Annotated in this window: 14 protein-coding genes; 5 read left to right on the forward strand and 9 right to left on the reverse strand. The window is 68.2% G+C overall.

Annotation, left to right across the window (positions count from 1 at the left end; all coding sequences use genetic code 11):
* The 9 genes from DFR43_RS08455 to DFR43_RS08495 all read right to left on the reverse strand — a co-directional run.
* A partial coding sequence (locus DFR43_RS08455) for a GTP-binding protein (protein WP_208454991.1) occupies positions 1-107 on the reverse strand: 107 nt, incomplete at its 3' end.
* 222 nt (positions 108-329) lie between these two features.
* On the reverse strand, positions 330-2,432 hold the full coding sequence (fusA, locus tag DFR43_RS08460) for an elongation factor G (protein WP_133597644.1): 2,103 nt from the start codon (positions 2,430-2,432) through the stop codon (positions 330-332).
* Between the two features lie 81 nt (positions 2,433-2,513).
* A complete protein-coding gene (gene rpsG, locus DFR43_RS08465; protein WP_133597645.1) occupies positions 2,514-2,984 on the reverse strand; it encodes a 30S ribosomal protein S7 in 471 nt (156 codons plus the stop codon).
* A 197-nt stretch (positions 2,985-3,181) separates the two neighbouring features.
* Positions 3,182-3,559: a 30S ribosomal protein S12 gene (gene rpsL / locus DFR43_RS08470; RefSeq protein ID WP_133597647.1), complete on the reverse strand. Its 378-nt coding sequence runs from the start codon at positions 3,557-3,559 to the stop codon at positions 3,182-3,184.
* A gap of 131 nt (positions 3,560-3,690) precedes the next feature.
* Positions 3,691-4,923, reverse strand: a complete 1,233-nt coding sequence (locus DFR43_RS08475; protein ID WP_133597649.1) for a D-alanyl-D-alanine carboxypeptidase family protein — start codon at positions 4,921-4,923, stop codon at positions 3,691-3,693.
* A 34-nt stretch (positions 4,924-4,957) separates the two neighbouring features.
* Positions 4,958-5,605, reverse strand: a complete 648-nt coding sequence (locus tag DFR43_RS08480) for an alpha/beta hydrolase (protein ID WP_133597651.1) — start codon at positions 5,603-5,605, stop codon at positions 4,958-4,960.
* Positions 5,606-5,628: 23 nt separating this feature from the next.
* Positions 5,629-5,976 (reverse strand): (2Fe-2S) ferredoxin domain-containing protein, encoded by a 348-nt coding sequence (locus DFR43_RS08485; RefSeq protein WP_133597653.1) that lies wholly within the window; start codon positions 5,974-5,976, stop codon positions 5,629-5,631.
* On the reverse strand, positions 5,973-7,124 hold the full coding sequence (locus tag DFR43_RS08490) for a VanZ family protein (protein WP_133597655.1): 1,152 nt from the start codon (positions 7,122-7,124) through the stop codon (positions 5,973-5,975). Before DFR43_RS08490 ends, DFR43_RS08485 begins: the two co-directional genes overlap by 4 nt.
* A 25-nt stretch (positions 7,125-7,149) precedes the next feature.
* Entirely contained in the window at positions 7,150-7,578 is a 429-nt protein-coding gene (locus DFR43_RS08495) for a CopD family protein (protein WP_133597657.1), read from the reverse strand.
* A gap of 42 nt (positions 7,579-7,620) precedes the next feature.
* Between DFR43_RS08495 and DFR43_RS08500 the strand changes: the two genes are divergently transcribed.
* From DFR43_RS08500 to DFR43_RS08520, 5 genes are all read left to right on the forward strand, one after another.
* Positions 7,621-8,562 (forward strand): SMP-30/gluconolactonase/LRE family protein, encoded by a 942-nt coding sequence (locus DFR43_RS08500; RefSeq protein ID WP_164499718.1) that lies wholly within the window; start codon positions 7,621-7,623, stop codon positions 8,560-8,562.
* 58 nt (positions 8,563-8,620) lie between these two features.
* On the forward strand, positions 8,621-9,784 hold the full coding sequence (gene glcE, locus DFR43_RS08505; RefSeq protein WP_133597661.1) for a glycolate oxidase subunit GlcE: 1,164 nt from the start codon (positions 8,621-8,623) through the stop codon (positions 9,782-9,784).
* 15 nt (positions 9,785-9,799) lie between these two features.
* Positions 9,800-11,080 (forward strand): glycolate oxidase subunit GlcF, encoded by a 1,281-nt coding sequence (glcF, locus tag DFR43_RS08510; protein WP_133597664.1) that lies wholly within the window; start codon positions 9,800-9,802, stop codon positions 11,078-11,080.
* Positions 11,081-11,252: 172 nt separating this feature from the next.
* Complete coding sequence (gene alr, locus DFR43_RS08515; protein WP_133597665.1) at positions 11,253-12,416, forward strand: alanine racemase; 1,164 nt, start codon at positions 11,253-11,255, stop codon at positions 12,414-12,416.
* Positions 12,417-12,483: 67 nt separating this feature from the next.
* Entirely contained in the window at positions 12,484-13,629 is a 1,146-nt protein-coding gene (locus tag DFR43_RS08520) for an efflux RND transporter periplasmic adaptor subunit (RefSeq protein ID WP_245988880.1), read from the forward strand.
* Positions 13,630-13,634: the final 5 nt, after the last annotated feature.

The following is a 13,634-nucleotide window of genomic DNA, read 5'->3' on the forward strand; positions in this document are numbered from 1 at the left end:
AGCACGGTGGTGATGGCAGCCGTCAGCGTCGTCTTGCCGTGGTCCACGTGACCAATGGTGCCCACGTTCACGTGCGGCTTGGTCCGCTCGAATTTCTCTTTTGCCATTGCAAATACCTCTGTGTAAAGAACAAAGCCCGTGTGGGTTTAACGTCTCCGGCACGAGCCCGCCACGGGCAGCCGGCTCACCGCAGACAGCGGCGCCGAAGACAAGACATGCCCCGCGCACCACCCTCTTCCCTTCCAGGGCTGCCAAGGGTCCGGCTTTGCCGGCCCAAAGGCAGCGTCCCCTAGAGGGGAAGCGGCGAAGCCGCGCAGGGGTGGACTCAATTACTTGGCGCGCGCCGCGATGATGGCTTCGGCCACGTTGCGCGGGGCTTCGCTGTAGTGCTTGAACTCCATGGTGTAGGTGGCGCGGCCTTGCGTCATGGAACGCAGCGTGGTGGCGTAGCCGAACATTTCGGACAGCGGCACCTCGGCCTTGATGGCTTTGCCGCCGCCAGGCAGATCGTCCATGCCTTGCACCATGCCACGACGGGAGGACAGGTCACCCATCACGGTACCGGCGTAGTCTTCCGGCGTCTCGACTTCCACGGCCATCATGGGCTCGAGGATGACCGGGTTGGCTTTCTTGCAGCCTTCCTTGAAGCCGAAGATGGCAGCCATCTTGAAGGCCTGTTCGGAGGAGTCCACGTCGTGGTACGAACCGAAGTGCAGCGTGACCTTGACGTCCACCACAGGGTAGCCGGCCAGCACGCCGGTGTTCAGCGCCTCTTCCACGCCCTTTTGCACAGCGGGGATGTACTCGCGCGGCACCACGCCACCCTTGATGGCATCGATGAACTCGAACCCTTTGCCCGGCTCGTTGGGTTCGATCTTGAACACCACGTGGCCGTACTGGCCCTTACCGCCGGACTGACGCACGAACTTGCCTTCGGCCTCTTCGACGGTGCCGCGGATGGTTTCGCGGTAGGCCACCTGCGGCTTGCCGACGTTGGCTTCCACGCCGAACTCGCGCTTCATGCGATCGACGATGATCTCCAGGTGCAGCTCGCCCATGCCGGCGATGATGGTCTGGCCAGACTCTTCGTCGGTCTTGACGCGCAGCGAGGGATCCTCGGCAGCCAGGCGCGACAAGGCGATGCCCATCTTTTCCTGGTCGGACTTGGCCTTGGGCTCGACGGCCTGGGCAATCACGGGCTCGGGGAACACCATGCGCTCCAGCACGATCGGGGCGGCAGCGTCGCACAGGGTTTCGCCGGTGGTCACTTCTTTCAGGCCCACGCAGGCAGCGATGTCACCGGCGCGAATTTCTTCCACTTCCTGGCGGTTGTTGGCGTGCATCTGCACGATACGGCCGATGCGCTCCTTTTTGCCCTTGACCGAGTTGAGCACCGTGTCGCCCTTGCGCAGCACGCCCGAGTACACACGCACGAAGGTGAGCTGGCCGACGAAGGGGTCGCTCATCAGCTTGAAGGCCAACGCAGAGAGTTTTTCCTCGTCGTCGGCTTTGCGGCTGGCGGGCTGCTCGTTGTCGTCGGTGCCGGCCACCGGCGGGATGTCCACCGGCGAGGGCAGGAACTGGATCACGGCATCCAGCATGCGCTGCACGCCCTTGTTCTTGAAGGCGGTGCCGCAGAGCATGGGCTGGATTTCCACGGCGATGGTGCGCTGACGCAGACCAGCGATGATTTCTTCCTCGGACAGTTCGCCGCTTTCGAGGTACTTGTTCATCAGTTCCTCGGAGGCCTCGGCCGCCGCCTCGACCATCTTCTCGCGCCACTCCTGGGCCTGGGCTTGCAGGTCGGCGGGGATGTCGCGGTATTCGAACTTCATGCCTTGGGAGGCTTCGTCCCAAATGATGGACTTCATCTTGATGAGGTCCACCACGCCCTGGAAGTTGTCTTCAGCGCCAATGGGGATGACGATGGGCACGGGGTTGCCCTTGAGGCGGGTCTTGATTTGCTCGTAGACCTTGAAGAAGTTGGCGCCGGTGCGGTCCATCTTGTTGACGAAGGCCAGACGGGGCACCTTGTACTTGTTGGCCTGGCGCCACACGGTTTCGGACTGGGGCTGCACGCCACCCACGGCGCAGTACACCATGCAGGCGCCGTCGAGCACGCGCATGGAGCGCTCCACCTCGATGGTGAAGTCCACGTGGCCCGGGGTGTCGATGATGTTGAAGCGGTGCTCGGGGAAGTTGAGATCCATGCCGCGCCAGTAGCAGGTGGTCGCGGCGGAGGTGATAGTGATGCCGCGCTCTTGCTCCTGCTCCATCCAGTCCATGGTGGCGGCACCGTCGTGCACCTCACCGATCTTGTGGTTCACACCGGTGTAGAACAGGATGCGCTCGGTGGTGGTGGTCTTGCCGGCGTCGATGTGGGCCGAGATACCGATGTTGCGGTAGCGCTCGATGGGCGTGGTACGTGCCATGAAAAGTTTCTCCGAAAAATACAGGCAAAGCCCGCCACCCCTTGTGAGAGTGCAGCGGGCTTGCGACGCGATAGGCGCGGCTTAGAAGCGGAAGTGGCTGAAGGCCTTGTTGGCCTCGGCCATGCGGTGCACTTCGTCACGGCGCTTCATGGCGCCGCCACGACCTTCGGTGGCTTCCAGCAGTTCGTTGGCCAGGCGCAGCGCCATGGATTTTTCGCTGCGCTTGCGGGCGGCCTGCTTGATCCAGCGCATGGCCAGCGCCTGGCGGCGCACCGGACGCACTTCCACCGGCACCTGGTAGTTGGCGCCACCGACACGGCGGGACTTGACTTCCACCAGCGGCTTGACGTTGTTGATGGCGGTGGTGAAGAGTTCCAGCGGATCCTTGCCGGTTTTCTTCTCCATGGTTTCGAGCGCGCCGTAGATGATGCGCTCGGCAACCGCCTTCTTGCCGCCCTCCATGATCACGTTCATGAACTTGGAGAGCTCGACATTGCCGTACTTGGGATCCGGCAGGATTTCACGTTTAGGGACTTCGCGACGACGTGGCATTTGAAACCTCTGTTTGCTTCAGTTGGCACCGCTTCCGGCGGCACCCCGAGAGCCATACCCGACTCTCACTTACTCGACCCACGCACGCGATGTGCGCTGAGGGTCACTACGCTTGAGCGCCTGCCAGCAGGGCATTCAAGCACCGATGTGTGTAGGCGGCATGACGACCGCCGGCACGACAAGACGAAGACGACCGATCAGGCCTTCTTGGGACGCTTGGCGCCGTACTTGGAGCGGGCCTGCTTGCGGTCTTTGACGCCCTGCAGGTCCAGCGAGCCGCGCACGATGTGGTAGCGCACACCCGGCAAGTCCTTGACACGACCGCCGCGCACCAGCACGACGCTGTGCTCTTGCAGGTTGTGGCCTTCACCGCCGATGTAGGAAATGACTTCGAACCCGTTGGTCAGGCGCACCTTGGCGACTTTACGCAGCGCGGAGTTCGGCTTCTTGGGCGTCGTGGTGTACACGCGGGTGCACACGCCACGGCGCTGGGGGCAGTTTTCCATGGCCGGGCTTTTGGATTTGGTCTTTTCGACCACCCGGCCGTGGCGCACGAGTTGGTTGATGGTTGGCATTGAAACGTCCCTAAACGTTTGAACAAGAAATACAAAACCCTTCGGAAAATTCCGAAAAGCCCTCTACTGTAGCACGGCAGGGCTTGCGCCGCAAGATGTTTGCGCGGCCTGCCGCGCCTGGCGAGCGAGGGTCAGCGCAGCCAGAGGCGAATCGCGCCCCAGAGGCGCCCGAAGAAGCCGGCTTCGCGCACCGTCTCCAGCACGAACAGCGGCACCTCGGTCACGGCTTCGCCGCTGGCGGTGGTGATGCGCAGGGTGCCCAAGGGCTGGTCTTTGAGCAAGGGGGCCACGAGCGGATCGGTGCGCAGCACCTCGGTGCGCAAGTGGGCCGCCTGGCCGGCCGGCACGGAGACCACCACCCCCTCGGGCCGCCCGAGCTTGACGGTGGCGGCCTGACCTTTCCACACCGGCGGCTCGGCCACAGGCTGCCCCGGCGCGAACAGGCGCACCGCCTCGTAAGCGGAAAAGCCCCAGTTCAGGAGTTTCTGGCTTTCGGCGGCGCGGGCGTTTTCGCTGGCCGCCCCGAGCACGATGCTGAGCAGTCGTCGCTCGCCAGCCGCCCCTTCGCCCAGGCCGCTGAACTGGCGCCGCGCGGTCGCCACCAGGCAGTACCCGGCAGCGGCGGTGTAGCCGGTCTTGAGGCCGTCGACCGTGGGGTCGCGGAACAGCAGCAGGTTGCGGTTCATGTCATTGGCCGCTGGCGTGCCCGGGTAGCGGTAGCGCTGGATGGCGTAATACGGCACGTACTCGGGGAAGTCCTTGATCAGACGTGAAGCCAGAATGGACAGGTCGCGGGCGGTGGTGACATGCCCCGGGGCGGTCAGGCCTTCAGGGTTCATGTAGCGGGTGCGGGTCATGCCCAGGGCCCGGGCCTGCTGGTTCATCAGCTCGACGAAACGCTCCACCGAACCGGCCACCCCTTCGGCCAGCGCGACGGTGGCGTCGTTGCCAGACTGCACGATCATGCCTTTGAGCAGGTCTTCCACCGGCACCTGCATGCGCGGCTCGATGAACATGCGCGAGCCGGGCATGCGCCAGGCGCGCTCGCTCACGGGGAAGGTCTGCTCCAGCGTGATGCGCCGGGCACGCAGGGCATCGAACACCAGATAGGCGGTCATGAGTTTGGTCAGCGAGGCCGGCTCGACTTCCATGTCTGGGTCGCGAGCGGCCAGCACCTGGTTGGTAGTCACGTCCAGCAACAGGTAGGCGCGAGCCGCCACCTCGGGGGGCTCGGGCAGGCGGGCCAGCACGGTGGCCGGCCAAACCAGAATCAGCAGCCATGCCCAGAACAGGCGGGAACGGGAGCAGGCAGAGGCAAAAGCAGCAAACACTTGAACGATCCGTTTCAAAGCAAGCAAAACCATGGGCAGGGAACAGAAGGCGGTATCGGGCGGCAAATCAGAGACCCGCACCGTCACAGGCGCGCAGATGCCTTTGCACCAGCGCGCGCAGCAGGGGCAGACGCCCGTGAAAGAAATGCTCGACCCCAGGAACAACCGTCACCGGCAAGGATTGGGGGCGCGCCCAGTCCATGACGGCAGACAGGGCGACGGTGTCGTCCTGCTCGCCGTGGATGACCAGCGCCCGCTCGTGAAGTTCCTCGGCCAGCGGCGGCAAGGCGAACCGGCTGGCCGCCGCGCCTACCAGGACCACGGAAGACGGCGCGCGCCCAGCCGGCAGATGCCGCAGCGCCTCGGCCGTGACGAAGGCGCCGAAGGAAAAACCGGCGACGGCCAACGGCCCCTGCGGAGCCAGGCGTTCGAGGACGGCCAGCCAATCCAGCGTCTCGCCACGGCCTTCGTCATACACGCCCTCGCTGCGGCCAACGCCGCGGAAGTTGAACCGCACTGCGGTCCAGCCACACTGGACATGGGCCCGCGCCAGGGTCTGCACCACTTTGTTGTGCAGGGTGCCCCCGTAGAGCGGGTGGGGATGGGCAATGAGCGCCACGCCCGCACCCGCACGGGGCTCGGCGGGGCGGTCGAGCGCCACTTCGAGCATGCCCGCCGGGCCGTCGATCAGCAAGGTTTCAGTGTGGGCGTTCACAGTAGATCCGCGCGCCTCGGGCATCAACGACCGACCCCGGGCGGCACGAGCAATCGCTCGACGACGACACCGTCCTTGAGGTGGCTCTGGACGATTTCGTCGATGTCGGATGCATCGACATAGGTGTACCAAACCCCTTCCGGATAGACCACGGCGACCGGACCGGCGGCGCAGCGGTCCAGGCAGCCGGCCTTGTTGACACGAACCCGCCCAGGCCCGGCCAACCCCAGCGTCTTGACCTGGGCCTTGCAGTGCTCGAAAGCCGCCTGCGCGCGGTGATCGGCGCAGCACGCTTCGCCGTTGGCGCGCTGATTGACACAGAAAAAGATGTGGCGCTGGTAGTAGCCGGCGGGGGCGGGGGCGTCGTTCATGGGTGTCGATTGTAGAAGGGCGATGGGCGGCGCAGGGTCAGACGCAGCCCCACCCCCATGGCGGCGTAGGGCCACAACCACCCCAGCCATTGCGACAGCCCATGGAAATGAATGAAGCGCCCCTGCTCCCAGATTTGCAACGTCTGGGCGAAATACGGCACTTCGGGCGCGCGGTTGAGCACGCCCAGCGCGAAACTCCAAGCCAGCAGCGAGAGCACGGCCGCGGCGCGGTGCCCAATGGCCAGGCTGAAGGCGGTCATGGCCGCGGCGAAAGTCAACCCCAAGGCCACCGGCGGCGTGAACCAGGCCCAGGCGTGGCCGGGGCCATACGTGAGGCTGGCCGACAGCACCTCGGCCCCCAGCACCACCGGCACCGACAACAGCATGAACACCAGGCGATGCAGCCGCCCCCGCAAGAGCGCGAATGCCAACAGCATCGGGGCCCACACACACAGCGCCACCACCACCGCTTCGGTCAGCGGGCTCAGGGGCGCCGTCAAGCCCGGCTGCGGCACCCAGCCCTCCAGGATGGAGTCTTGCGTCAGCCGCAACAGCGCCGCTTCCAGCCGCGACCAGACCTGCCCCAGTCCATACGGCACCGATGTCGGATAGAGCAAGGCCAACGGCCACAAGCCCAGCACCAGCACGCCGCCGTGGGTTCTGGGCACCAGCGCGGCCTCCCGAAACGCGGTCCAGGGCCCAAACCAGCGCCAGCGCAGCATGAGCAGGGCCAGCGTGGCCCCGAGCACTCCCCCGGCGGTGTTGAGCATCCAGTCCACCTGCGAGGGCACCCGCTGCAACAGATAGCTCTGCGTGGCCTCCATGGAGAAAGAGACCATACTGGGCAACGCCATGCCCGCCAGCCAGGCGCCCTCCCCCCGCCCGGTGCGGGCCACCGCCAGCGTGATCAGCCAGCCCAGCGGCATGTAGCCCAGCAAATTGCTGACCACGTCGAAGGTGGTCCAATACTGCGGCCAGGGTGCCCACAGGAAAGACCAAGGCCGGATGCCCTGCGAGCGCCAGCCGGTGAACGGATACAGGCTGGCATAGACCACCAGCGCCAGGTACGCCAGCGACAACGGCCAGGCCAGCGACCAGCGCTGGGCAGGCGGCGCAGCGACAGGCGAGGGGGCAGGCAAGGGCCTCATGCCTCGGAGGGGGCGACCGGTGGCTTCAGAACGGCTTGACGACCACCAGCACGACGGCCACCACCATCAGCACCACGGGAACCTCATTGAACCAGCGGAACCAAACGTGGGAGCGGGTGTTGCGGTCGGCCTCGAAGGCGCGCAGCAGGCGGGCGCAAGCGTGGTGATAGCCCAGCAGCAGCAGCACGACCAGCAGCTTGGCATGCATCCACCCATTGCCCGGCCCGCGCCCGATGCCATAGCCCAGCCACAGCCACAATCCCAGCGCGAGCGCCGGGATGGCCAGCAGCGTCATGAAGCGCAGCAGCTTGCGGGCCATGAGCAGCAGGCGCTGGCGCTCCGCCACGCTGCCCGGCGCCACCATCGCCAGATTGACGAAAATGCGCGGCAGATAAAAAAGCCCAGCAAACCAACTGGCGATAAAGACAATATGGAATGATTTGACCCACAGCATCCGGCTAGTGTAGCCAAGCCACCCTCCTGCATGAGCCTGTCGATGAGCACCCCGCCCCCTCCCCCCTGGCAACCCGTCGGCGAGATACTCAGCGCCTCGGGCGAGGCGCCTTTCTGGCACATGCGCGAGGAGCGGCTGTATTGGATCGACGTGCCGCTGCGCCGCATCTGGCGTTGGCATCAGCCCAGCGGCCACACGGAACACTGGGATCTGCCGCAGCCCGTCACCGGCATGGCCCCCTGCCGCAGCGGCGGCCTGCTGCTGGTGATGGGCCAGGGCCTGTGGCACGCCGCCGCCTGGGGCGACACGCCTATGCCCCTGGCCGACGCGCCGGCCGGCGCCCCCGCGGGCTCGATCCTTCGCGGCGGCCGCTGCGACCCCTGGGGACGCTTCTGGCTACAGCAGGGCACGCCACCGGCCTCGGGCCGCCCGGGTCAAGGCACTCTGCACTGTCTGCCGCCGCGCACCACGCCCCGCCCGGCCCTGCTGGCCGTGCGCCGCGGGGTGCCAGACATCCAGGGCTGGGCCTGCTCGCCCGATGGGCGCCGCGTCGTCTGGTGCCACCCGGATGGGCACGTGATCGAAGAAGCCGTGCTGGGCAACCCGGGGCGCTGGCCGCCTGAGCTGGGCATGCCGATCACGCTGGCCCGATTCGACCGCCCACGCCCGGGCGCGAACCTGCCGCTGCCTGGCAAGCCCAGCAGCGGCGCCATGGACCAGCAGGGCCGCTATTGGGTGGCGCTGGCCGATGCGGGCCGCGTGGTCTGCCTCGACGCCCAAGGCCAGTGGCTGAGCGACATCCCGGTGCCGGCCCTGCAACCCAGCGGCCTGTGTTTTGGCGGCGCCGACATGCGCACCCTGTTCCTGACCACCGCCCGCGCCCACCGCAGCGAGACGGAGCTGGTCCGCTACCCGCGCTGCGGCGGGGTGTTCGCCCTGGCGGTGGACACCCCGGGGCTGCCGACGGCGGTGTATTGGGACTGAAATGGCGTGTTAAAAAAATTCACGCCAAAGCCCTGAGGGCGCCGATACGATGGCGACCATGCCGCAAACCACCGCGCCCACCACCTCCCCATCCACTCAACGCCCCTTGGCGCCTGCCGTGGCCGACTGGATCGAGCAGATCCAACTCGCCCGCCGGGAGCGACGCCAACTCTGCATCCAGGGGGGCGGCACCAAAGCCTTTCTGGGCACCGCAGCGGCTGGCGCCGACAGGCTCGATACCCGGACACACCGCGGCATCGTGGCCTATGAGCCCACCGAACTGGTGCTGACGGCCCGTGCCGGCACCCCGCTGACCGAGATCGAAGCCGCCTTGGCCGAGCACGGTCAGCACCTGGCGTTCGAGCCGCCCCGCTTCGGGCCCGCCACGATCGGCGGGGTGGTGGCCGCGGGCCTCAGCGGCCCGGCGCGCGCCAGCGTCGGCGCGGTGCGCGATTTCGTGCTGGGCGTGCACCTGGTCAACGGACGCGGCGAGTACTTGGAATTTGGCGGACAGGTGATGAAGAACGTGGCCGGCTATGACGTCAGCCGCCTGCTGGCCGGCAGCCTGGGCACGCTGGGGGTGATGGCCCAAGTCTCCCTCAAAGTGCTACCAGTGCCACCGGCCGACGCCACCCTGCGCTTCGACATGCCCCAGGCCGAGGCCCTGCGACACCTGGCCCGCTGGCGGGGGCAGCCACTGCCGCTGCAGGCCAGCCTGTGGCAGGCTTCGCCCTCGGACGCTCCGCACGCCCCTGGCCTGTACCTACGCCTGCGCGGCGCCCGGGCGGCGGTCGAATCGGCCTGCGAACGGCTGCTGCGCGAAGCGGGGGGGCAGCGGCTCGAGACCTGGGATGGGTGGGAACGCTGCCGCGAGCAGAGCCTGGACTTTTTTGCCCATCCCGCCTCCGCGCAGTGGGCATTGTGGCGCTTGTCGGTGGCGCCGACCCACCCGCCGCTCGACTTGCCCGGGCCGACGCTGATCGAATGGCACGGCGGGCTGCGATGGGTGTGGGCGCCGGTGGCGGAAAGCACCGCCCTGCAAAGTTTGGCCGAGCGGGCCGGCGGCCACGCGACGCTGTTCCGGCCGCCGGCCACCGGCGCGGCGGCCCTGCCGCGCCATGCGCCGCTGCCACGGCCGCTGCACACCTTGCATCAGCGGCTCAAAACCGCTTTCGACCCCGACCACGTCTTTACCCCCCTGCCCTGGACCGCCCAGGCCTGAGCCCCCCGCCACGCCATGCAGACCCAACTCTCGCCCGAGTACCAAGGCACGCCCGACGGGCGCACCGCCGAAGCCATCCTGCGCAAATGCGTGCATTGCGGCTTTTGCACCTCCACCTGCCCGACCTACCAATTGCTCGGCGACGAGCTCGACGGCCCGCGTGGCCGCATCTACCTGATCAAGCAGGTGCTCGAAGGCGCCACCCCCACGCGCGCCACGCAGCAACACCTCGACCGCTGCCTGACCTGCCGCAACTGCGAATCCACCTGCCCCAGCGGGGTGGAGTATGGCCATCTGGTGGACATCGGCCGCAAGGTGGTGGAAGCCCGGGTGGAGCGGCCGCTGACCGAGCGCGCCTGGCGCTGGGTGCTGAAAGAGGGGCTGACCTCGCCGCTGTTCGCTCCGGCCATGAAACTGGGGCAGCACGTGCGCGGCCTGCTGCCCGAGACCCTGCGCGACAAAGTGCCGGCGCGACAGGAGGCCGGCCATTGGCCCACCCGCGCCCATGCCCGGCGCGTGTTGATGCTCGAAGGCTGCGTGCAGCCCGCCATGATGCCCAACATCAACACCGCCACCGCCCGGGTGCTCGATGCCGCGGGCGTGCAGGTCATCCGGGTGCCTCAGGCCGGCTGCTGCGGGGCCGTGCGCTTTCACCTGAATGATCAGAGCGGCGGGCTCACACACATGCGGGCCAACATCGACGCCTGGTGGCCTTGGGTGCGCCCAGATGCCCCCGAGCCGGTGGAAGCCATCGTGATGAACGCCTCGGGCTGTGGCGTCACGGTCAAGGAATACGGGCACCTGCTGCGACACGATCCCGCGTATGCCGACAAGGCACGGCGCGTCAGCGAACTGACGCGCGACCTCAGCGAACTGCTGCCCGATCTGCTCCCTGCCCTGCGCCGCTTGCTGACGCACCGCCGCCCTGCCTCCCCGGGGCCGCGCCTGGCCTTCCATCCGCCCTGCACGCTGCAGCACGGCCAACGCCTGCGCGGCGGGGTGGAGCAATGCCTGGCCGCATTGGGGTTTGAGGTGCAGATGGCCCGCAACGAATCGCACTTGTGCTGCGGCTCGGCCGGCACGTATTCGGTGCTCCAGCCCGATCTGGCGCGGCAGCTGCGCGATCGCAAGCTCGGACACCTGCGCGAACTGGAGCCGGCCGTCATCGTGTCGGCCAATATCGGCTGCATCACCCACCTGCAGTCGGGCACCGACACGCCGGTGCGCCACTGGATCGAAGTGCTGGACGAAGCGCTGACGGCCGTGGCCGAGGAGGCCACCAGTCCGGCCGCCTGAGGCCGCCGGCCCGGCGCGCCGTCCAGAAATCGCGCTTCAGCGACATGATTTGCGGTGCTTCATGGCGCCGCCAGCCCGGTTTTGTGCAACAGTTCCCGATGCGCGTCGGGCATTTGCCAGCGCGCGGGCTGCCCCACAGCCACCCGGTCTGCCACCCCCCATTCTTGCCATCATGCCGCGTCCCATCCTCGCCACCGTCCATCCGGCTGCTTTGCGTCACAACCTGGCCCGCGCCCGACAGGCCGCAGGTGACGCCCAGGTATGGGCCGTCGTCAAGGCCAACGCCTACGGCCACGGCATCGAGCGGGTGTTCGACGCCCTGCGGGCCGCCGACGGCTTCGCCCTGCTGGATCTGGCCGAGGCCGAGCGCCTGCGGGCGCTGGACTGGCGCGGCCCCATCCTGCTGCTGGAAGGCACGTTCGAGCCGCGCGACCTGGAGCTGTGCTCACGCCTGAACCTGTGGCACGTGGTGCACCGGGAAGAACAGATCGACTGGCTGGCTGCTCACAAAACGCACCAGCCGCACCGGGTGTTCCTCAAAATGAACTCCGGCATGAACCGGCTTGGCTTTCGCCCGGAGGCGTTCCGGGCCGCCTGGACCCGCCTCAATGCCCTGCCGCAGGTGGAAGAAATCACCCTGATGACGCACTTCAGCGACGCCGATGGCCTGCGCCAAGGGCGCGAAGGCGTGCTGTATCAGGTCGAAGCGTTCGTGCGCGCCAGCCGGGACCTGCCCGGCGAGCGCAGCCTGTGCAACAGCGCCGCCACCTTGCGGCACGCGCTGGCGCTGCGGCTGGGCGATGACGACGCCGCCCCGGCGCTGGCCGCCGATTGGGTGCGCGCCGGCATCGCGCTGTATGGCAGCGCGCCCGACCATCCTGCCCATTCGGCCGCCGACTGGGGCTTGCAACCCACCATGACCCTGTCCAGCGAACTCATCGCCGTGCAGCACGTGCCGGCCGGCGAAACCGTGGGCTACGGCTCCACCTACACCGCCGCGCAGGACATGCGCGTCGGCATCGTGGCCTGCGGCTATGCCGACGGATACCCCCGGCATGCGCCGGGAGGCCAGACGCACGGGGCGCCGGTGCTCGTGCGCGGCGTGCGCACGCGGCTGGTCGGCCGCGTGAGCATGGACATGCTGGCGGTGGACCTCGGCCCGGTGGAGGCGGCCACCGGGCCCTGCCGCCCGGGCGATGAAGTGGTGCTTTGGGGCCGAAGCGCCCACGGCACCGTGCTGCCCGTCGATGAAGTGGCGCACGCGGCCGGCACCATCAGCTACGAGCTGCTGTGCGCCGTGGCCCAGCGGGTGCCGTTCCAGATAGACCCAGCCTGAGCGATTGAATCACCCCTTGTACTCCAGGGGGTATGTTGCTATACTCGCGGGCATGGAGAGTATCGCCATGTCCGCATCAACCGTTTCCACTTCTGCATGGATGGCCTCGCCCACTGGGCAGGCGCGTCGCCGTTGGGCGTTTTGGCTGGCCGCCGGGCTGGCCAGCCTCGCCCTGTCGGGCGCCTGGGCGCAGGCGCCGCAAGTCCCCGTGGCCGAAGTGACCCTGCGCCTGGTGGGCGAAGGGCTCACGCTCGACGGCACCCTGCAGGCCGTCAAGCAAAGCACGCTGTCGGCCCAGGCCAGCGGCCGCATTCTGGAACTGCACGTGAAAGCCGGCGACCGGGTGCGCGCCGGCCAGGTGCTGGCGGTGATCGACGACCGCCTCACGCAAGCCGGCGTGGCCCAGGCCCGCGCCGGCGTGGCCCAGGCCGAAGCCGCCATCGCCCAGGCGGAGGTGGAGCTGCGCGATGCCCAGGCCCATCTGCAGCGCACCCGCGAGCTGCGGGCCCAGAACTTCGTGGCCCAAGCCGCGCTGGACATGGCCGAAGCGCGCCACCGCGCCGCCGAAGCCGGCGTGGCGCAAGCCAAGGCCGCGGCCACCCAGGCCCGCGCGGGAGAGTCGCAATCGGCGCTGGCCCAAGGCTTCACCCGCCTGACCGCGCCCTACGACGGCTACGTGCTCGCCACCCACGCCGAAGCGGGTGATCTGGCCGCCCCCGGCGTGCCGGTGCTCACGGTGTATGCGCCGCAGCCGCTGCGCGCCGTGGTGCATGTGCCGGCCTCCCGGGCGCATTTGGCCCAGCAGGCCCGCCGGGTGGAGGTGGAGCTGCCCGATCCGCAAGGCACGCAGTGGGTGGCGCCGGTGCGGCAGACCCGCCTGCCGGCCGCCGACCCGGTGTCGCAAACGGTGGAATGGCGGCTGGACCTGGCGCCGGAACATGCCGAACGGGTCGTTCCCGGGCAGCAGACCCGTGTGCGCTTCGTGGCCGGCGACCAGCAACGGCTGGTGGTGCCCGCATCGGCGGTGCTGCGCCGTGGTGAATTGACGGCCGTGTATGTGGCCGGCCCCAACGGCTTCGTGCTGCGGGCCGTGCGGCTGGGCGCCCACCATGGCGACGCGGGCGTGGAGGTGCTCACCGGCGTGAAGGCTGGCGACCGCGTGGCTCTGGACCCGGTGCGCGCCGGGCTGGCGGGTGCCCAGGCGGCCCGGTGAAGGAG

The sequence above is a fragment of the Tepidicella xavieri genome (assembly GCF_004363315.1).
GTDB lineage: Bacteria > Pseudomonadota > Gammaproteobacteria > Burkholderiales > Burkholderiaceae_C > Tepidicella > Tepidicella xavieri.